Annotated in this window: 20 protein-coding genes; 14 read left to right on the forward strand and 6 right to left on the reverse strand. The window is 34.6% G+C overall.

The genetic code is table 11. The annotated features are described in order from the left end of the window. The first annotated feature begins 42 nt into the window (after positions 1-42). The 8 genes from ABID42_RS06985 to ABID42_RS07020 all read left to right on the forward strand — a co-directional run bounded on the left by ABID42_RS06985 (position 43) and on the right by ABID42_RS07020 (position 7706). Entirely contained in the window at positions 43-570 is a 528-nt protein-coding gene (locus ABID42_RS06985) for a hypothetical protein (RefSeq protein ID WP_367283018.1), read from the forward strand. Positions 571-695: 125 nt separating this feature from the next. Then, positions 696-1109 (forward strand): hypothetical protein, encoded by a 414-nt coding sequence (locus tag ABID42_RS06990; RefSeq protein WP_367283019.1) that lies wholly within the window; start codon positions 696-698, stop codon positions 1107-1109. A 128-nt stretch (positions 1110-1237) separates the two neighbouring features. Beyond that, a complete protein-coding gene (locus ABID42_RS06995; protein WP_367283020.1) occupies positions 1238-1723 on the forward strand; it encodes a GyrI-like domain-containing protein in 486 nt (161 codons plus the stop codon). 292 nt (positions 1724-2015) lie between these two features. Continuing rightward, positions 2016-2540 carry an RNA polymerase sigma factor gene (locus tag ABID42_RS07000; RefSeq protein WP_367283021.1) on the forward strand — a complete coding sequence of 175 codons (525 nt, stop codon included), beginning with the start codon at positions 2016-2018 and terminating at the stop codon, positions 2538-2540. Positions 2541-2554: 14 nt separating this feature from the next. After that, positions 2555-3370, forward strand: coding sequence for a HEAT repeat domain-containing protein (locus tag ABID42_RS07005; RefSeq protein WP_367283022.1), 816 nt, complete (start codon positions 2555-2557; stop codon positions 3368-3370). Positions 3371-3385: 15 nt separating this feature from the next. Continuing rightward, on the forward strand, positions 3386-4243 hold the full coding sequence (locus tag ABID42_RS07010) for a DUF4097 family beta strand repeat-containing protein (RefSeq protein ID WP_367283023.1): 858 nt from the start codon (positions 3386-3388) through the stop codon (positions 4241-4243). A 34-nt stretch (positions 4244-4277) separates the two neighbouring features. Beyond that, positions 4278-5099 carry a DUF4097 family beta strand repeat-containing protein gene (locus ABID42_RS07015; protein ID WP_367283024.1) on the forward strand — a complete coding sequence of 274 codons (822 nt, stop codon included), beginning with the start codon at positions 4278-4280 and terminating at the stop codon, positions 5097-5099. A gap of 186 nt (positions 5100-5285) precedes the next feature. Then, a complete protein-coding gene (locus ABID42_RS07020; protein WP_367283025.1) occupies positions 5286-7706 on the forward strand; it encodes a TonB-dependent receptor domain-containing protein in 2421 nt (806 codons plus the stop codon). 179 nt (positions 7707-7885) lie between these two features. On the opposite strand, the gene ABID42_RS07025 is transcribed toward ABID42_RS07020, so the two are convergent. Beyond that, a complete protein-coding gene (locus tag ABID42_RS07025) occupies positions 7886-8923 on the reverse strand; it encodes an aldo/keto reductase (protein ID WP_367283026.1) in 1038 nt (345 codons plus the stop codon). Positions 8924-9162: 239 nt separating this feature from the next. Continuing rightward, positions 9163-9624 (reverse strand): LytR/AlgR family response regulator transcription factor, encoded by a 462-nt coding sequence (locus ABID42_RS07030; protein WP_367283027.1) that lies wholly within the window; start codon positions 9622-9624, stop codon positions 9163-9165. Positions 9625-9840: 216 nt separating this feature from the next. Between ABID42_RS07030 and lysS the strand changes: the two genes are divergently transcribed. From lysS to ABID42_RS07045, 3 genes are all read left to right on the forward strand, one after another. Further along, on the forward strand, positions 9841-11553 hold the full coding sequence (gene lysS, locus ABID42_RS07035) for a lysine--tRNA ligase (RefSeq protein WP_367283028.1): 1713 nt from the start codon (positions 9841-9843) through the stop codon (positions 11551-11553). A gap of 277 nt (positions 11554-11830) precedes the next feature. Next, positions 11831-12277: an Hsp20/alpha crystallin family protein gene (locus tag ABID42_RS07040; RefSeq protein WP_435521471.1), complete on the forward strand. Its 447-nt coding sequence runs from the start codon at positions 11831-11833 to the stop codon at positions 12275-12277. Positions 12278-12567: 290 nt separating this feature from the next. After that, a complete protein-coding gene (locus tag ABID42_RS07045; RefSeq protein WP_367283029.1) occupies positions 12568-14055 on the forward strand; it encodes a Do family serine endopeptidase in 1488 nt (495 codons plus the stop codon). A gap of 61 nt (positions 14056-14116) precedes the next feature. Here the strand turns inward: ABID42_RS07045 and ABID42_RS07050 are convergent, their stop codons facing one another. Both ABID42_RS07050 and ABID42_RS07055 read right to left on the reverse strand, forming a co-directional pair. Further along, positions 14117-14746, reverse strand: coding sequence for an SGNH/GDSL hydrolase family protein (locus tag ABID42_RS07050; RefSeq protein WP_367283030.1), 630 nt, complete (start codon positions 14744-14746; stop codon positions 14117-14119). Then, a complete protein-coding gene (locus ABID42_RS07055) occupies positions 14746-15531 on the reverse strand; it encodes an amidohydrolase (RefSeq protein WP_367283031.1) in 786 nt (261 codons plus the stop codon). Before ABID42_RS07055 ends, ABID42_RS07050 begins: the two co-directional genes overlap by 1 nt. Before the next feature lie 198 nt (positions 15532-15729). Here ABID42_RS07055 and ABID42_RS07060 point away from each other — a divergent pair, with 198 nt between their 5' ends. From ABID42_RS07060 to ABID42_RS07070, 3 genes are all read left to right on the forward strand, one after another. Then, positions 15730-16851 (forward strand): redoxin domain-containing protein, encoded by a 1122-nt coding sequence (locus tag ABID42_RS07060; protein WP_367283032.1) that lies wholly within the window; start codon positions 15730-15732, stop codon positions 16849-16851. Positions 16852-17026: 175 nt separating this feature from the next. After that, a complete protein-coding gene (locus tag ABID42_RS07065) occupies positions 17027-17977 on the forward strand; it encodes an NAD-dependent epimerase/dehydratase family protein (RefSeq protein WP_367283033.1) in 951 nt (316 codons plus the stop codon). A gap of 107 nt (positions 17978-18084) precedes the next feature. Further along, a complete protein-coding gene (locus ABID42_RS07070) occupies positions 18085-18444 on the forward strand; it encodes a DUF4260 domain-containing protein (protein WP_367283034.1) in 360 nt (119 codons plus the stop codon). 66 nt (positions 18445-18510) lie between these two features. Here ABID42_RS07070 and ABID42_RS07075 read toward each other — a convergent pair whose 3' ends face one another. Together ABID42_RS07075 and ABID42_RS07080 are read right to left on the reverse strand one after the other, a co-directional pair. After that, positions 18511-19530, reverse strand: a complete 1020-nt coding sequence (locus ABID42_RS07075) for an AraC family transcriptional regulator (RefSeq protein WP_367283035.1) — start codon at positions 19528-19530, stop codon at positions 18511-18513. A gap of 229 nt (positions 19531-19759) precedes the next feature. Next, a complete protein-coding gene (locus ABID42_RS07080) occupies positions 19760-20845 on the reverse strand; it encodes a M42 family metallopeptidase (RefSeq protein WP_367283036.1) in 1086 nt (361 codons plus the stop codon). Positions 20846-20930: the final 85 nt, after the last annotated feature.

Here is a 20930-nt window from a genome sequence, read left to right on the forward strand (position 1 = left end):
CAAAACCTAATACTCACAATTTTAATATCATCCTATTCAACGTTGGCTTACAGTCAAAAAACTTATAAAGGTCTTCCTGTTGTAGAGGCAAATAATGCAAAAATCAAATATTATGTAAACAATATTGAAAACAGTAATTGGACAGTTACACCTAAAGTTGCAGACGATAGCCTTCTAATTAAAACCTACCTTTCTGAAAAAACTAAAATTTTGTTCAAGTTCAAGACAGATATTGATAGTATTAAATTTGAGATTAATCATGATGAAACCAAACGTTTCTATGTTCATTTAAACAAGGAATCTTATGCCTTGACAACTGTAAGAAGACAGAAGATTTTTATTCCAACGTTAAATTATGCTTCAACTAAAAGCAACCCTAAATATAAAATTTTATACACCAACGACAATGAAAAAGGGTATCTTGATTCCTTGAATTCAAAATATCCGATTCCTTTCAAAAATTCAAAAACGCAAATTGATAAAGTTTTGACTATCTTAAATTGGACTCGTAGCCAATGGGAACACAGAGGAGATGTAAGCCCTAAAAAAATGATGCTATCTCAATTTTAGATGAAGTAAAGGAGGGGGGAAGGTTTCCTTGTTTTGCTTATGGATATGTCTTAGCATCACAGTTAAAGGTTTCAGGATTTAAGTCAAGAGTTATATATCTTAAAACCAGTGATATCGCAACGTCAATGCGAGGAGGAGGACACGTTGCGACTGAAGTTTTTATCGATGAATTACAAAAATGGGTTTTTGTTGATGCTCAATTTAACGCCATGCCTTTTCTCAATAATGTTCCTTTGAATGCCGTAGAATTTCAAAATGCTATTAGAACAAATTTTGATAAACTGGAATTTAAAAGTCTGGGGAAAGTTGATAAAATGTCCTACATAAATTTTGTTCAACCTTACCTTTATTATTTTGATTGTTCTTTTGACCAACGTGAAGATGTAATTACAGAGCGAAACAGAGTAAATAACAAACGAAGTTTAATGCTTGTCCCTTTAGCTACTGAAAATCCGACTTTCATGTTGGTATGGAATTCAAAAATTGATTACTGTGAATACACAAACTCAATTGATGATTTTTATGCAAAGCCTAATTAGGCGAAAAGAACTTCTGCCAGAGTATTTATGAAAAGTAGGTGCTAATCGCTGAATGGTGGTATATTAATAAACATTTATATCAGCTGGTGAAATGCTACTTCATGAATGTAAGTAACCAGCTTATGAATATGCAACCAAGAATTGAAACTTTAACCGAACGAAAACTAATTGGCAAGCGACTGACAATGTCATTAACGGATAATCAAACTTTTAAACTTTGGCAATCATTTATGCCAAGACGGAAAGAAATTAAAGGCAACTTGACGGCTGAATTATTTTCTATGCAAGTGTACCCTCAATCGTTTGACTTTGCTTTTTCTAATCTTAATTTGGAATTTGAAAAGTGGGCAGCTATTGAAGTAGCAGACTTTAAGACTGTTCCTGATGAAATGGAAACTTACACATTGACAGGCGGACTTTATGCAGTTTTTGATTATAAAGGGTTAAGCACTGATACTAAAATATTTGAGTATATTTTCGGAACGTGGTTGCCAAATTCAACAAACTATTTACTTGATGACAGACCTCATTTTGAAATATTGGGAGACAAATACAAAAACAATGACCCAAACTCAGAAGAAGAAATTTGGATACCAATCAGACCAAAAGAATAATGCAAGTTTGGCGTTATAGGGCTGAACTGTAAGATTTTAATTTTAGTAATTTGGTGTCATTGGCTTAATTCCATTAGCAATTTCTTTTCTGCAAAGCTTTCAATCCAGCAGGCATATTTATAGAACTGTATCTTCGGATTACTGATGGCATGACTTCATTCATACTATCAGTTTAAAAAACTTTTTATTTTTTTTAAATATTTCTGTAACCTTTCATAATTACTGCAGTTACCAATACAAATTACACAAAATCAACCTTAATTACTTGGATAATCTTTCTGACAACGCACTCATGCTAAAAGTAAAAGCTGGAGACCTCGATAAGATGGGTCTGCTCTTTGAACGATACCATCGTTCATTGTATGGCTTTCTTTTTCACATGACGAATCAGAAGGAAGTAAGCGAGGATATGACTCAGAATGTGTTTTATCGGATGCTTAAATATAGAAATGCGTTTGTGGGCGATGGTGAGTTTAGAACTTGGATGTATCATTTGGCTCGCAATGTGTTGAAAGACCATGCCAAAAAAACTATCAAAAATGGCGCTCAATACGATATAAAAGATTTTGAGGAAAGAATAGGAGGGAGTACACTGGCTGATGAACAATTTGAGAAAGAAGAAGAATTGAACATGCTAGAAAAAGCCCTTGGTAGTTTAAGTACAGAAAACCGTGAATTATTGATTTTAAGTAGGTATCAGGAATTGAGTTATCAGGAAATTGCCAAAATATTGGATACTACCGAAGGGGCAATTAAAGTAAGAGTGCATCGTGCGATGGGTCAATTAAAAAGTATTTATTTTAAAATTAATGTATAAAAAAGGCAAGTCTTATGAAATGTGAATATGATAAAGAGCGACTTACTTATTTGTTGAATAATCCTATCAACGATGTTGAACGTATAGCGTTAGAAGAACACTTAATTGAATGTCCAGCTTGTCAGAAAGAGTTTGAGCAATCTCAAACATTATGGACAATGATGGGCGAGCTTCCAAAGCCTATGCCTTCTGCTAATATGCGTACAGATTTTTATGCGATGTTGGAAGATTATAAAGAAACCGTAGCCGAAAAGAATAATCCGTTGACTAGTATATTGGCGAAATTCAAACAACTTTGGACGATTCAACCTGCATTGCAACTGTCATATAGTTTGATGCTTTTAGTTTTTGGACTCGGTATTGGCTATTTTATCAATCATTCTAGTGTTAAACTAGCCTCTAATCAAGAAATAACGGCTTTGTCGTCTGAAGTTCAGGAAATGAAGAAAATGATGATGATGTCGTTACTAGAAAATCCATCGGCCTCTGAAAGAATGCGTGCTGTGAGTTATTCAGAGGAAATTACAGAAGTAAATACACAGGTAGTAGATGCCTTGTTGATGACACTGAACAACGATGAGAATGTAAATGTTCGCTTGATGACCTTGGAAGCCCTTACCAAATTATCAGATAATGCGAGGGTTCGTGAAGGTTTAGTACAAAGTATTACGAAACAAGATTCTCCGTTGGTACAATCAGCCATTGCTGATGTAATGGTGAAGTTGCAAGAAAAAAAATCAATTAAACCGCTTCAAAAATTGCTTAAACAAGACAATCTCAACGAGATGGTCAAGGACAAAATAAAACAAAGTATTAATCAACTCATTTAAATAAACCTTTACATCATGAAAAGAACATTATTCTCCTTTATAATGGGAGTGGTACTCTCTTGTGCCCAATCGTCAACAAATGCCCAGAAATTTGATGAACATCTTCATAAAGAATTTGAAGTATCGAAGACAACCACTAACATTTTAGCTATTTATAATATCAATGGTTTTGTAAAAGTAGAAGGCTATGCTGGCAATAAAGTAGTAATAGAAGTGGATAAAAATATCTCAGCCCGTGATGAAGATGATGTAGAAACTGGCAAAAAAGAATTCCAGTTGGCATTTGAACAAAAGGGCGATAGTATTATTGCTTACGTGGCTAAACCATTTGATTCTCGCCCCAATCGTAATAACGAACGCAGAAACGACAAGCGTATAGAGTATCATTACAATGTTGAGTTTAAAGTAAAAGTGCCTTATAATATGAACTTGCATATTTCTACCATTAATAATGGATATGTAGACGTAAAGGATGTAGCAGGAGCATTGCATTTACGCAATATCAATGGCGAAATCTCTGTAGCGAATGCCAAAGGACAAAGCAATTTGCATACTATTAATGGCAATATCACCATCAACTACGTGAGCAATCCTCCAGAACCATCATCTTATTATACATTAAATGGCGACATCAAAGTAAGCTATCTCAATGACCTTTCGGCAGACTTACAGTTCAAGAGCATGAATGGACATTTCTATACAGATTTTTCTAATACAGAAGTATTGCCAACACAGGTAGTGAAAAACAAAGAGACTAAGGGAGAAGGGACTGTCTATAAACTAAATAAAACTTCTTCTATCAGAATAGGCTCAGGTGGAAAAGCTTATCGCTTCGAAACTATGAACGGAAGCGTATATATCAAAAAACAATAATAAAGTATTTAAAATAAAAACATATATCATGCAGATGAAAACAATAAAAACAGCAGGATTGCTACTATTATCAATGATGTTGATAAACAAGGCAGTGGCTCAAACAGAATCAAAAGACCAAATTACAGTGCCTTTAACTGACCCAACTAAGCCATATTCGTTAACAGTAAAACTAATCAATGGCTCTATTAAAGTAGCCAGTTATGCGGGTAAAGAGATTTTGATTGAAGCACAAGCTGCTAACGCTAAAAAAGAGGAAAGTAAAACCAATGCAGAAGGCATGAAGCGTATCGTGGCAGATAATGGATTGGAGCTTACTGCGGAGGAAAATAATAACAAAGTAGTAGTACACTCTGATTCATGGAAAAGAGCCGTAAACCTTACGATAAAAGTGCCACAAAATGGAAATTTTAAACTCCATACCATCAATAATGGAGATATTACGGTAGAAAATATCAATGGAGAAATGGAGGTAAACAATGTAAACGGAGCGATAAAACTTTCTAATATTTCAGGCTCTGTAGTGGCTAATACGGTGAATGGCAATATCATTACCATTTTCAAATCAGTAGATGGTAAAGCTCCTATGGCATTTACAACGTTGAATGGAAACGTGGATATTACTTTTCCTGCTACGATTAAAACAAATGTTAAGTTGAAATCAGACAGAGGAGAAATACTAAGCGATTTTGATATTGACATCGATAAAACTCAGCCTAAGACAAATACAGCCAGTGAAAAAGGGATGTATAAAATTAAAATTGAAGACTGGATTTACGGGAAAATCAATGGCGGAGGACCAGAAATCATGATGAAGAATATGCACGGAAATATCTATTTAAGAAAAGCCAAATAAACCTATTTTAACTTATTTATAAAGAATCTGTAGGTTTAAGATTTATTTTAAACTTACAGGTTTTTAACCTCAGCCCAAACCTATTGACCTGTTTTCTCATAATTAAGCCTGATAAAATTGCAACAAATCAGTAAAACCTCTTGTCCTTGTCTCAAACAAAAACCTCAACAAACAACCTAATATGCTATGAAAAAATTACTCGTGCTGATGCTCTTACTATGTATTGCTAGTTTTAGCTTCGCTCAAACGTTTACTATCAACGGAACTGTTAAGAATCAGCAAAATGAAGTAGTTCCTTTTGCTACGATTGCCCTGCATAATGCCAAAGATTCTTTATTGATAAAAGCAGACATTGCCACAGAAGAGGGTATTTTTAAAATGGCTAATATTGCTAAAGGATTGTATTATCTACAAATTAATGCAGTAGGGTTCAAAAGTTTTAGGTCTTCAGACATTGAAGTAATCAATCAAAACATTGATTTACCGTCTTTTACTTTATTAACCTCTGTTCAACAGTTAGAGGAAGTAAAAGTAGTAGCATCCAAACCTTTGATAGAGGTAAAACAAGACAAAATAGTTTTTAATATAGAGAGTAGCATTAATGCGACAGGCTCAAATGCGTTAGAATTATTACAGAAATCTCCAGGAGTACAAGTAGATAAGGATGATAATGTGTTGGTAAAAGGCAAAGCTGGCGTAAGGATTTATATTGATGGAAGACCATCGCAAATGAGTGGGAAAGACCTTGCCTCAACCCTGAGAAGTATGAACTCTGCTGATATTGAGGCCATCGAAATTATCACGAATCCCTCCGCTAAATATGATGCCGCTGGAGACTTAGGCATTATCAATATCCGTTTGAAGAAGAACCGAAAAATTGGAACTAATGGCAATATTAGCCTTGGGGCTAATTTTGGTATTACGCCAAAATATAATAGTTCTTTGAATATTAATCATCGTGATAAAAAGGTTAACCTTTTTGGTTCGTATAGTTATAATCAAGGAGCTTGGCATAATACCACTTTTGATGACCAAATTCTGAACAATACCATTTATAATAAGACGTGGCATGGCTTATGGAAGGATACCTCGCAAAGTGCCAAAGTAGGCGTTGATTATTATATCGATTCAAAAAATACGATAGGCTTTAGTGCCAATGGAAGAATGAGCGACCATAACGGTGGAGGCGAAAGCCAAACGCTGATTGGCAAAAGGTTTAGCTCAGTGCCAGATTCTGTAGTACTTTATTCACAAACATCTAACCCTGAAAAAAACAAGAACCTCAACTTAAATCTAAATTATCGTTTTGCCGATACTACTGGTCATGAACTAAATGTTGATGCCAATTATGGTATTTTTACTTCAAGAGGAATAAATTATCAGCCAAACAGGTATCAGTTTTATTCACCAGAGATTCCCGCCATCGAGCGAAACTATGTTAGTAAAACCCCGACAGATATTACCATCAGTTCTTTTAAAATTGATTATGAACAGCCTTTCCAAAAAGGAAAATTGGGCTATGGTGTAAAATGGTCGGATGTGACATCTGATAATACTTTTGATTTCTTTAATGTCATTAATAATACAGAAGTTAGAGATATTGACCGAAGTAATAGATTTACCTATACCGAAAGAGTATACGCTGGATATATAAATTATAATCTTCAGTTAAATAAAAAGTGGGATTTTCAAGTTGGATTGAGGGCTGAGAATACTAAGTCGTTAGGGAATCTTACCAGTTATAAGCACAACGATTTAGATAGAGTAGATACTACCTACCTAAACTTTTTTCCAAGCGGTACGCTATCTTTCAAGGCATCTGATAATCATTCTTTTAACCTTAATTATAGCCGTAGAATCAATCGCCCGAGTTATCAGAATCTAAACCCTTTTGAATATAGGATTGATGAATTGGTGTATTCAAAAGGAAATCCATTCCTTCGCCCTGAGCTAGCCAATAGTTTTAAATTGACACACGTATATCAATCTAAACTGACAACTTCTTTAGGATATTGGCGAACTAAATTCCCAGTGGTAGGTCTAAGAATTCCTTATGACAGTAGCCGAACCTATTTTATTTCGAGAAACTTAGATTATTCAGAAGGAGTAAGTTTGGATATGTGCATTACGGCTTCTATCACAAAATGGTGGCAAATTTATTTCAATGTGAGTGCCTACCACAATATCTGGAAGGCAAATCTCGAAAACGGATTAGTGATTGATAACAGCACGGCAGCACTTAATTGCAACGGACAGAATACCTTCAAGATAAAAAATAACTGGACGATAGAATTATCGGGCTGGTATAATTCTCCATATCGTAGAATAGATTACAATTCAGGAATGGGGATGATGGATGTAGGCGTACAAAAGAAGTTTTGGAGTGACAACGCCACTTTCAAGGTTTCTTATAGTGACGTACTAGGTACTGCTCGTGGTGGATACCATTCACGATATGCAGGGATTGAAACTAATTTAAGATTTACTTTTGAAGGTCAACAATTGAAATTTAGTTTTAATTATCGATTCGGAAATAAGGAAATCAAAGGAGCGAGAAATCGTAAATCAGGTTCTGAGGATGAAATGAATAGGATTAAGGGAGGGTGATTTTCTATTAGCGGGTGAGTTAAGTCCTGCCGATTACCCACAAGTATATAATTAACTGATAATCAAGGCATAAGAACCTCGCCTCCAACCCCTCTCCTTCAGAGAGGGGAGCTTTAAAAACCAGAGTCTGCTCCCCTTCTCTGAAGGAGAAGGGGCTGGGGGATGAGGTTATTTTAACCCTAATAAAACTTAGGTAAAGGATTCAGTTTTAGATTTTGTCTTTGATGCCAATATGGATAAATAGTTGGTACTTCGCTGGCTTTGTCCAATTTCTTTACTTGTTCTGTGGTCAAGTTCCAACCTACAGCCTCAATGTTTTGAAGGAGTTGTGCTTCATTTCTTGCACCAATGATGATACTCGAAACCGTTGGTCTTTGTAAAACCCAATTAATTGCTACTTGTGCTACGGTTTTGCCCGTTTCTTCGGCTACTTCATATAAAGTATCAATAATATTATAAAATACTTCTTCATTAATTACAGCTTCTGGAATAGGACTTCCGCCTTGTGCTACTCTACTATCTTGTGGCAAAGGCTGATTTCGACGATACTTTCCACCCAATCTTCCAGCCGCCAATGGAGACCAAACAATTCCGCCAACTTTTTGGTCTAAACCCAAAGGCATTAATTCCCATTCGTATTCACGATTGGCCAAAGAGTAATAAACCTGATGTGCTACATATTTATTCCAACCATATTTATCAGCAATAGCTTGGGATTTCATTAAATGCCAACCCGAAAAATTAGAGGCAGCAATATACCTAATTTTGCCACTTTCAATTAAATCATCTAAAGCACGTAAAGTTTCTTCAACTGGTGTGTTTCCATCAAAACCGTGCATGTGATAAAGGTCGATATAATCAGTATTTAGGCGTTTTAAACTTCCTTCCACTTGTTTGATTAATCTAAAACGAGAAGAACCTTGATTGTTTGGACCATCGCCAAAAGTAAAAGTAGCTTTGGTAGAAATTAAAGATTTATCTCTTTTACCAGCCAAAGCTTTTCCCAGAATCTCTTCTGAAAGCCCTTGAGAATAAACATCGGCAGTATCGAAAAAATTTAAACCTGCCTCCAAACAAATATCTACTAAACGAGTAGCTTCTTCTACTTGAGTACTTCCCCAAGCTTTGAAGAAATCATTTCCACCGCCAAATGTAGCAGTACCAAAACTTAGCACGGGCACTTCTAAGCCCGATGCACCTAATTGTCTGTATTCCATTTTAAATAGTTTTAATTTTTATGTCTCAACAAGTAAAGTACTTGATGATAAAATACAAAAAAGACAAAATGGGTTCGTTTGTATAAAAGAATTAGCTGTAAGAAAGGGTAGAAGAGGCTGATTTTCGAAGTCTTTTAAATCAAAACAGCTTCCCGAAAAATTCAGGAAGCTGTCGTTTTTCACCTAACCACTAATATTTATTGTTTTTGAATAATAACTTTCAAAAGACGACTGTTTAATTATCTTTTTGAAAATTTTCTTATTGTATCTTGAAACTCCGCCTTTCTTCTTCGGGCGATGTCTATTTTTTGTTCGTTAATCATAATTACACTTAGTTCCTCTACGGTATTAAAGGCTTTCAAGTACTTTAAATTAATCAGTACTGATCTGCTAATTCTTAAGAAATCGTAAGACTTAAAGAGTTCACAAAATTGTTTTAATGTTTTTGAGAACAAATGTTTTTCTCCGTTTTTGTAATGAACATAAGTATAATTACCTTCACCTTTGCACATCAAGATTTCCTCAATGTAAATTTCTGTTTTTCCTCTTTCTAAATAAATAATTGTTTTTTTTTCTCTATTAAATCTCTTAGGAGAATATAAAAAATTGGTTTGTATTGGTAAGTTCATAGTTGTTTGGTTTGCAAAAATCACCTTGATGAATAGTATTGCATAGTACAAAACAAATGCCTTTGCTATCAATATTTTAGCGTATAAATACCCTATGGGTAAATTAGCGTATTTGTACGTTATGATGAAACTAGCTTTTGGTACTACAATTTGTTAGTCGCAAAAGCATTTAAAAATGGTAACAAAAAAAGTAGAAATAATTTTATGGGTTTGAAGACACACGAATAATCCTTAATTTTGTAGCAAAACAAGATTTGCGATTTTCTTGCAAATCATATTACAACGACTATGCTTTCAGAACAAGAAGTACTTCGCCGACAAAAGCGAGAAGAATTGATGAAGTTGGGAATTGACCCTTATCCAGCTGAACTATACGAAATCAATGTAACTACTGAAGATATTCAGCAGCATTACGAAAACAATAAGATTGATTATAAAAACATCTCGATTGCAGGTAGATTAATGTCTTTCCGTATTATGGGAAGTGCATCATTTGCAGAACTACAAGATGCTTCTGGTCGTATTCAATTATATTTTCGTAGAGATGACCTTTGCCCTGGCGAAGACAAAACACTTTATAATACTGTATTCAAAAAGTTATTGGATATTGGCGACATCATTGGTGTGAAAGGTTATGTATTTACTACTCAAACGGGTGAAATTTCTATTCACGTTACTGAATTCAAGATTCTTAATAAATCTTTACGTCCGTTACCAGTTGTAAAACGTGATGAAGATGGCAATGTATTTGATGGCTTAACTGACCCTGAAACTCGTTACCGTCAGCGTTATGTTGATTTGATTGTTAATCCAGATGTTAAAAAAATATTTTTGAAGCGTTCAAGAATTGTAACGACGATGCGTTCAATTTTTGATGATAAAGGTTGGTTAGAAGTAGAAACACCAATTCTTCAACCTATTCATGGTGGTGCTTCTGCTCGTCCTTTCAAAACACATCATAATACATTGGATATGCCTTTATATATGCGTATTGCCAATGAATTGTATTTAAAACGCCTTATTGTTGGTGGTTTTGATGGTGTTTATGAATTCGGGAAAATGTTCCGTAACGAAGGAATGGACAGAACTCATAATCCAGAATTTACTTCATTGGAATTCTATGTAGCTTATAAAGACTACAATTGGATGATGGGAATCACGGAAGAAATTTTCGAAAAAGTTGCTTTGGCTACCAATGGACAAACGAAAGTAAAAGTTGGTGAAAACGAAATCGAATTTGCTGGACCATTTACTCGTTTGACGATTGCGGAGGCAATTGAAAAATATACTGGTGTTAATGTGGAAGGCATGGACGAAGTAACACTTCGTGAACATTGCAAATCATGGGGAATTGAAGTGGATGCTTCGATGGGAACAGGTAAATTAATTGACGAAATTTTCGGAGAAAAAGTAGAAGGCAATTTGATTCAACCAACTTTCATTATTGACTATCCAGTTGAAATGTCGCCTTTGACTAAAAAGCACCGTAGCAAACCGGGTTTAGTTGAACGTTTTGAATTATTTGTAAATGGTAAAGAAATTGCCAATGCTTATTCAGAATTAAATGACCCAATCGACCAACGTGAGCGTTTTGAAGAGCAGCTCAAATTAGCAGAAAGAGGTGATGATGAAGCGATGGTGATGGATGAAGATTTTCTTCGTTCTTTAGAATATGGTATGCCACCAACAGCAGGTATTGGTATTGGTATCGACCGTCTAACGATGTTGATGACTAACCAAACAACGATTCAAGAAGTATTATTCTTCCCGCAGATGCGTCCAGAAAAGAAAGCTGAACTTTCTACCAATGAAGAATATGAGGCAATCGGTGTTCCAACAGATTGGATTCCAGTACTTCAAAAAATGGGCTTTATGACGATTACTGCTTTGAAAGAAGCCAATCCGAATAAAGTATTTAATGATTTGGGCGGAATGCGCAAAAAACTCAAATTAGATATTACAATTCCTGCTAAGGACGATGTTCTTAAATGGTTTGAATAAACAATAGAAAACGGCTACTTCAATTGAGGTAGCCGTTTTTGTTTACTCACATTTTTCATCCGTGCTTTTCTCTAATGCTTAATGACAATTTTATAATCGTAATTTTTCAAAATCGGCTATTTTGTCATGTATGAAATTTAAAAAATAAAAAATAGCGGACAAAATGGCGCAATTTATTGGCTGGTATAAGATTTGAAATAAAAGGGATGTCTATTAATTAAAAATGGATAATTCATTTTAAACATCAAATCAAAAAACATTTAAACATAATAAAGCCATGAAACTTGTAAGATTCAACAACCCAGCATTCCAATTTTTCAATGAAGATTTCAACAACGTTTTAAAAAATCTAGACACTATGTATCCGTCAAAACAAAATCATCAATTAGCTTTCAATAATATTCCAGCAGTGAATGTAAAAGAAGTAGAAGGTTCTTTCCAGATTGAAGTAGCTGCTCCGGGTTTGAAAAAAGAAGATTTTAAATTAAGTCTTCACGAAAACCGCTTGAGTATTTCAACCCAAAAAGAAGAATCTAGTGAAGAAAAAACAGAAAAATATACTCGTCAAGAATTTAATTATTCTTCTTTCCAAAGAACATTCAATTTGCCAAAATCAGTAGATGGAGAAAAAATTGAAGCTACTTACAATGATGGTATTTTGAATATTAATTTACCTAAAAAAGAAGAAATCAAGCCAGCAGTAAAAGAAATTGCAGTAGCTTAAATAGTTGTGAGATTTGAGCAATGAGCTTTGAGAATAAATTTAAAAATATTGAGTTTTAAGAGAAAGTTTGATGCGTTTAAACTCATTATTTTGAAGATAAGACTTGAAAACTCAAAGCTCATCGCTCAAGGCTTAAAACTCATCGCTATTTTTCTTAAAAATTGTTAAAAAGCCCTACAGCGATGCACCTTAAAAAAAGTTTTTGCGTTAAATTAGCAGATGTGAATGAAAGACCGAAAGATTTATTCAATCTTTAACTGTTTTGTAAAATTTAACAAAATATCACAACCATGGAAATTAAAAATAATGTTAAAAACCTAGCTATAGCCGGAGTATTGAGTAGTGCTACTACGCTTGGAGCCTATAAGCTATTTTTAGAAAAATCATCATCAGATTCTCTGTTTACTAATACGCCTTCAGCTTTCACTAGAATGGTTTCGAATGCTGGTGCAGTACCAGCGGGAGCGCCGGGAGAATTTACCTTTGCTGCCGAAAAAGCAACACCTGCTGTAGTGCATATTAAAACAAAAATGACTCGTAATGTGAGCCGTCAAATGATGGATCCATTTGAGGATTTCTTTGGAGGTTTTGGCGGAGGCGGTCGTCGTCAACAACAAGAACCACAGGAAGCTTCAGGTTCAGGAGTAATTATTAGTTCAGACGGTTATATTGTTACGAACAACCACGTAGTACAAGATGCCGATGAAGTATCTGTAATTTTAAACGATAAGCGTGAATTAAAAGCAAAAGTAATCAGTACTGACCCTGCTACTGATATTGCGGTGATTCAAGTGAAAAGTAATAATTTGCCATTCTTAACTTTCGGTGATTCGGATGGTATTAGAGTAGGAGAGTGGGTATTGGCAGTAGGTAATCCATTTAATTTAGAATCGACAGTTACGGCTGGTATCGTTTCAGCGAAAGGACGTCAAAATATCATTGATCGTGATAAAGATGTAAATCCACTAGAATCATTTATTCAAACTGATGCTGCTGTAAATCCGGGTAACTCTGGTGGTGCTTTAGTAAACTTGAAAGGTGAATTAATTGGTATTAATACTGCAATTTATAGCCGTACAGGTCAATTTGCAGGTTATTCATTTGCTGTTCCTGTAAGCATTGTTAAAAAAGTAGCCGCAGATTTAATTAAATACGGAAACGTTCAACGTGGATATTTAGGAATCAATATTGCGGAAGTAAATGCCAAATTGGTTGAGGAAAAAGATTTGAAAGTAAGTGATGGCGTTTATGTAGGCGGTTTCCCAACTACAGGTGGAAGTTCGGCTCAATCAGCAGGTTTGAAAGTAAATGACGTCATTGTGAAAATCGACGGTATTGAAACGAAATCAATGTCAAAATTGATGGAGTTGGTTGGTCGCAAGCGTCCGGGTGAAACCGTAGTTGTTACAGTAAATCGTGATGGTTCTCTGAAAGATTTCAATGTAGTATTGAAAAACAAAGATGGAAATACGAACATTGTAAAAGGAGAAGTGGCTGGAAATGCTGTTAAAAGTGATTTCCTTGGAGCGAAACTTTCTAATTTAACAGATGGGGAAAAATCTAAATTCAAAGTAAGCGGTGGTGCTAAAATCACAGAAGTTGATCCTGAAGGACGTTTAGGTTACCAAGGTTTAGATAAAGGATTTATCATTACTAAAATTGATGATAAAGCTGTAGTTGATGCTAAAGAAGTAGCAGACATATTAGCCAACCGTAAAGGTAGAGTTAGACTTGAAGGTATTGATGTGGACGGTACTCGTGTACTTATGGTACTTTAGTCATTCTTGAATTCTATAAAAAAAACCTGTGAGGCTTAGCTTTACAGGTTTTTTTATGGTTTTAGTCAAGTCTTTTGATTGCTTCAGAAAGTTTTTTTGCCCAAAGTGGGTAAGCTGCTTGTTTCAAATGAATGCCATCTAAAGAATATTGATTTTTTAATGATTCTTTTTCAGACAGAACTTGATTGGCATCCACATAAACCAGTTGGTTTTGCAGACAAAAACTTGTTAGTTGTTGATTCAAAATCGTTATTTGTTGATTAATTTCAGGGAAATTGGTATAAATAACCGCATTAATAATGGGCTTAATTTGTTGTTTTTGAAGTATATGAATCATTTTGGTATAATTCTCAAAAACTCTTTGTTCAGGAACACCAGCCAATAAATCATTTACTCCACCTTCTATTACACATATTTTAGGTTTTATTTTCGGGCTTAGAACTTCTACATTTTTTAGAATATACAAAGTGATCGCCCCACCGTAAGCTAAGTTTGTAATGTCATTTCTTTCCAAAAGTAAAGCCCAATTTTCTTGTGCTAGTAAAGAATCGCCCACCAATAAAATATTATTTGAAGTTGGCGGAAATAAATATTGATGTAGCTTTTCTTTGAACTTAAAAGCTAAAGTTCCGCCCGTAAGAATAAGGATTACATTTAATATTAAAGAAAAAGTAAGTAATCTTTTTTGCATTATAAAAGGTTGTTAATTTCAAAAGAATCAGCATCTAAATAAGCTGGAAACTGTTCTCTGAATTCTGCTAAACTCTTTTTGTTGAGTACTTGTGTTTCCACAATTTCACTATCTGATTGATAAAAAAGATGATTTCCTTTGAAATCAATTATGGTTGAATTTCCTGAGTAAACTAAATCCATTCCATCTTTTCCCACACGATTTACTCCTACGACAAAGCTTTGATTTTCGATGGCTCGTGCTTGTAAAAGTGTATCCCAAACTTTTGAGCGTACTGCTGGCCAATTGGCTACATAAATCAATAAATCGTAAGCTTGATTTACATTTCTTGACCAAACAGGAAAACGTAAATCATAACAAATTAGCGGACAAATTTTCCAACCTTTCAATTCCACAATTAATTGTTGTGTGCCACCAGTAAAGTAATGATGTTCGCCACCCATTCTGAATAAATGTCGTTTATCGTATTGCTCAAAACTTCCATCTGGTCGCATCCAAATTAATCGGTTAAAATACTTTTCACCTTCTTTGGCAATAAAACTTCCAGTGACAACAGCATTTGTTTGTGCAGCTTGCTGTTTCATCCATTTTTGTACGAAAAAATTCATCGGTTCACCTACCTGTTCAACATTCATTGTAAAGCCAGAATTAAACATTTCTGGTAAAACAATCAAGTCGGTTGGCGTAGAAATCATCGCAATTTTTTCTTCCAATATTGCCAAATTAGCAGTTGAATTTTCCCAATATAAATCAGTTTGGATGAGTGTTACGGAAAGGTCTTGCATACAATTAAAATTGTTTAAGAAAGGAAAATAAGGAAAGCTATTTTTCAAAAATACTCATTTTATGTGGCTCAATCAAGTTTTGATTTCGTAGAATATGTTTGATTTAAAAGGAAACTGAAAACTTAACTAACAAAACAAGATACATTCATGAAGAAAAACATTTATCTTTTATGAAGCATAAAAAACAATTTTAAAAAAATGAAAAGAATACTTATCCTCTCATTATTAACGATTTGCGTAGGGATATTTGGCTTCAAAAATATTGAAGAGCATCCAACTTTAGAAATAGGTTCACCAGCTCCTAATTTCAATTTAAAAGCTACTGATGGCAAAATGTATTCTCTGAATTCTTTTGCTAAAGCCAAAGTGTTGGTCGTGGTATTTACTTGTAATCATTGTCCGACGGCGCAAGCTTACGAAGAACGCATCAAGAAATTGGTGACGGAATATAAAACTAAAGGAGTACAAATAATTGCGATTTCGCCAAACGACCCAGTAAGTGTCCGTTTGGATGAAATGGGTTACACCGATTTGGGAGATAGTTTCAACGACATGAAAGTAAGAGCCAAAGAACATCAATTTAATTTTCCGTATTTGTATGATGGTGATACCGAAGAAGCTTCTAAAAAGTTTGGACCAGTTGCCACGCCACATGTTTTTATATTCGACCAAAAAAGAATTTTGAGATATTCAGGCAGAATTGATGATGTAGAAAAACCAACGGGTACTCCTAAAAATCATGATACCAGAAATGCGATTGAAGACTTATTAGCCAATAAAACTGTAGCAATAAGTAAAACAAAAACATTTGGTTGTTCGGTAAAATGGGGTGGAAAGAGAGAATTAGCGGCTCAAGAAAAAATAGATTGGGCAAAAGAGCCAGTAAGTTTAGAAGCCATTGATGAAGAAGGAATAAAGAATTTATTGAAAAATAATTCTGGGAAATTACGTTTAATCAATGTTTGGGCTACTTGGTGCGGACCTTGCGTAGCAGAATTGCCAGATTTTATGACGATAAATAGAATGTACCGCCTAAGAGATTTTGAATTAGTAACGATTTCAGCAGATAAACCTGATAAAAAAGACAAAGCTTTGGCTACTTTAAAAAGGTTACAAGCTTCGACCAAAAACTATATTTTTAATTCAGACGATGCGTATAAATTGATTGAATTAATCGACCCAAAATGGCAAGGAGCTTTGCCTTATACTCTTTTGGTTGAACCAAATGGTAAAATTGTTTATCAAAAACAAGGAACGATTAATCCGCAAGAAATGAAGAGAATCATTGTAGATAATCCTTCTGTTGGTAGAGTTTATTAGCAAGTGCATTTTTAAAGAAATATTAAAATAGCGATTAAAACGGGCTTGAATGGCTGTTTTAGTCGCTATTTGTTTTGTAAAGATTTTCGCAATATGTCATTTTGTTTGCATGATTGGTCAAGGACGATTTCGGGGCTTTCCGACAACTTTGTATCATCATTAAACAACAAAAAACATGAAATCGGAAATCTTAGTTTTAGGCTCAACAGGAAGCATCGGTTATGCTTTTACCGAAAATTTACTTAGCAAAAATATTCCAGTAACCATTATTGTCCGTGATGTAGCGAAAGCGAAAAACCTTTTTCAAAGCTTCAATCATGTAGAAATTATCAAAGGAGATGCTCAAGATTTGAATCTTTTGAAACAAGTAGCCGCCGACAAAAAGTATATTTTTCATGGTATCAATTATCCATACAATGAATGGTTTGGTAATATGGATGTGGTAACCAATAAGATTATCGAAGCGGCAAGCTTGAATAAAGCCATGATTGTTTTTCCGGGAAATGTTTATAATTATGGCAATACGCCTTTGATTAAAGAAGATTCTCCAGAAAATCCATGTACTCGAAAAGGAGCTTTGCGAGTAGCCATTGAAAAAACGTTGAGAGATGCAGCTGACGCTGGTAAATGTAAAGTGCTCAATGTTTGTTTGCCAGATTTTTGGGGACCAAATGTGCTAAATTATGGTATTAAACCAATTTTTATGAATGCTTTGAATGGCGAAGCACTTCCTTATATGGTTCGTCAAGATATTCCACATCAGTTGGTTTTTACCAAAGATGCTGCTGAAATAATGGTAAGATTGATGCAAAGAGGTGTTCAAAAATCGTATGAAAATTATAATTATGGCGGACAAGTACATCCAACGATGAAAGGCTTATTAAACAGAATTTCAAGATTGGCGAATGCTCCAGAAAAAATAAAACTTCACCCAAAATGGTTATTTTCAGTATTGGGAATTTTTATGCCCATAATGAAAGAAGTAAAAGAAATGCTTTATCTTTTTGAAGGAACAGTACTTTTAGATGATAATAAAGTAAGAAGTATTTTCCCTGATTTCAAAGAAACGCCTTTGGATGAAGCGATTACAGAAACTTTGAATTGGTTTAGAGAGAATCAGTTATAAGCTTTGAGCAATAAGCTTTGAGTTTTTACTCATGCCACGACTTCAAGTCATGGCATGAGTATATTACACAAATAATATTAACAAATTTTAGATAAAACATTTTGAACATGAAAAATATTTTAAAATTAGAAGAATTGGCTGAGTTTATATTGGGGATATTGATTTTCAGTCGTTTAGAGTTTGCTTGGTGGTATTTTCCTGCTTTACTTTTATTGCCAGATTTAGGAATGCTTGGGTATTTGGTGAATCCCAAAATAGGAGCGTGGCTGTACAATTTTGTGCATCATAAGGCTTTAGGAATTGCTATTTTAGCATTAGGTTTTTATGAACAAAATCAAGGTATTTTATTGTTGGGAACAATCCTTTTTGCTCATTCAGCTTTTGACAGAATGATGGGCTATGGACTAAAGTATGAAGATAGTTTTGAAAATACGCATTTGGGAAGGATAGGTAAAGCAGCAAAATAGCTTTCAGCTTTTAGAGAGTAATTTTATTTCAATATTAAAATCCGAAATCCGACCGCCGAAATCCTCCTATGCTACCATTTTAGGATTTTTACGATAAACATTAGGCGTATGTCCTGTCCATTTTTTGAAAGAACGAGAAAAAACACTTGGTTCAGAATAACCCAATAAATAGGCAATATCTGTTGTACTTAAATGTGATTCTTGTAAGTGTTGAAGGGCTAAATTCTTACGAATTTCATCAAGGAGTTGCTGAAAAGTGACTCCTTCTTCTTTCAATTTCATTTGTAAAGAACGTAAACCAATTCCCAAACTTCTTGAAACATTAAAAAGTGAGGGTTCTTCGCCTTTTAAGCCATCTAAAATTTCTTTTTTTACTTTTTCTTTGAATGAATTATCTTGTTTCAAACCATCCAGAATACTTCTTGCGTGTTTATCAAACAAATGAAAAAGACTGGAGTTTGCATTGATTATGGGTAGATGGAAGTACTTTTTTTCAAAAACCATTCCCGTAAAATTACTTTCAAAAATAACTTCTTGCGTTTGAAAAACTCGCTGATATTCAGATGAATCGGAGTATGTTGGATAATTGAAATGAACAGATTTTAGTGGTAAATCTTTACCAATCATCCCTTTCATGGCAGCGTGGTAAATAGACAATTCCGACTCAAAAGCATAGTGTGGATACAACATTTCATCACTTAGTTGAGAAAGCGTTACATAAACTAAACCATCTTGGATAAAAACACTTGTTTTTGAACCATCACAAACAATATCTTGATACTGACAAAGTTTTTCTAAAGCTTTATCTAAAGTAGGGCAGTGCATCATCACATAAGCTAAAATCCCGACTGCAATGGTGTTGATAGATTCGCCAAGATGAAGCGCCAAATGTTTGTCGCCTGTCATTTCTACGGCTTCTTTCCAAAGTATTTGTACTTTTTTGATGGGCAAACGGGCGTCTGGGTCTTGTAGCATTTCTGGACTTAAACCAACTTTTTCGCACAAAGTATTAAAGTCTGCCCCTTTTTGTTGAGCAGCATATAAAATCAGATTGAAAGAGGCTACAGAGAGGGAATTGTTTTTCATGGTTGGAGGATTTTTAGCTATGAGCTATGAGCTATGAGCGGTGAGCTTTGAGCTTTTTTATTTTCCATAATTTTAATTGGAATATTTCTCATTAAGGATTCTAAAAAAGTTCAAAACTTATGAGCGATGAATATTATAGAATCCTTAATTTCAATAGAAATGTTACTTGTCAAAGTATAAAAAAGCTCAAAGCTCACGGCTTACTGCTCATAGCTCACAGCTAAAAAACTTACTTTATATAACGCCAATCTTCATTTCCTTTTAGGGCAAGCAAAGATTCATAAATCAAGTTAATAACTGCTTGTACATCGTCTTTTGAAACAGTTTCAACAGTCGTGTGCATATATTTCAATGGCAAGGAAATCAAAGCAGACGCAACACCTTCAGTAGCATAAGCAAACGAATCGGTATCAGTACCCGTAGAGCGAGAAACCGCCTGACGCTGAATTTTGATTTCTTTAGATTCAGCTACGTCAATGATAAAATCACGTAAATTGTTTTGCACCGCTGGACCATAACAGATCACAGGACCAGAACCACATTTCAAATCACCTTGCTCTTTTTTATTGTACATTGGTGATTGAGTATCGTGAGTAACGTCAGTTATGATAGCAACATCTGGTTTCAAACGTCTTACAATCATTTCAGCACCACGCAAACCGATTTCTTCTTGTACTGCATTTACAACATACAAAGTAAAAGGTAATTCAACGTTGTTTTCTTTCAACATTCTGGCTACTTCGGCAATCATAAAACCACCCATGCGGTTATCCAAAGCACGACCTACAAAGTAACGATTGTTCAATTCTGTAAGTCCATCTTCAAAAGTAACGACTGTTCCAACATGAACGCCCATTTCTTCTACTTCCTTTTTGTTGGCAGCACCCAAATCAATAAAAATGTCATTGACAGTAGGAGCTTTGTCTTTTGCCAAATCACGCACGTGAATGGCAGGGTAACCAAATACTCCTTTTACAATTCCTTTTTTCGTGTGCAAATTACAACGCATAGAAGGAGCAATCACTGCATCAGAACCACCATTTCTTCTTACGAAAATATAGCCGTTATCGTCGATATAATTCACAAACCAAGAAATTTCGTCGGCATGAGCTTCGATAACTACTTTGTAAGATTGTGCTAAAGAAGCATTTTTAGGTTTAATAACACCAACTGCTGTGCCGTACACGTCAATGATGGTTTCGTCGATATAGGGCTTGATATAATCTAACCAAATTTGTTGTCCAGAAGCTTCAAAGCCAGTTGGCGAAGCATTGTTGAGGTATTCGTAGAGGAATGTTTTTGCGTTTTCAGTCATAATCCAATTATTAAAAATCTAAATGTCATTTTTACAAAAATACAAAACCCCAAAGGTTTTTAAAGCCTTTGGGGATAAAAATCAG

The organism is Arcicella rosea, from assembly GCF_040543805.1.
GTDB lineage: Bacteria > Bacteroidota > Bacteroidia > Cytophagales > Spirosomataceae > Arcicella > Arcicella rosea.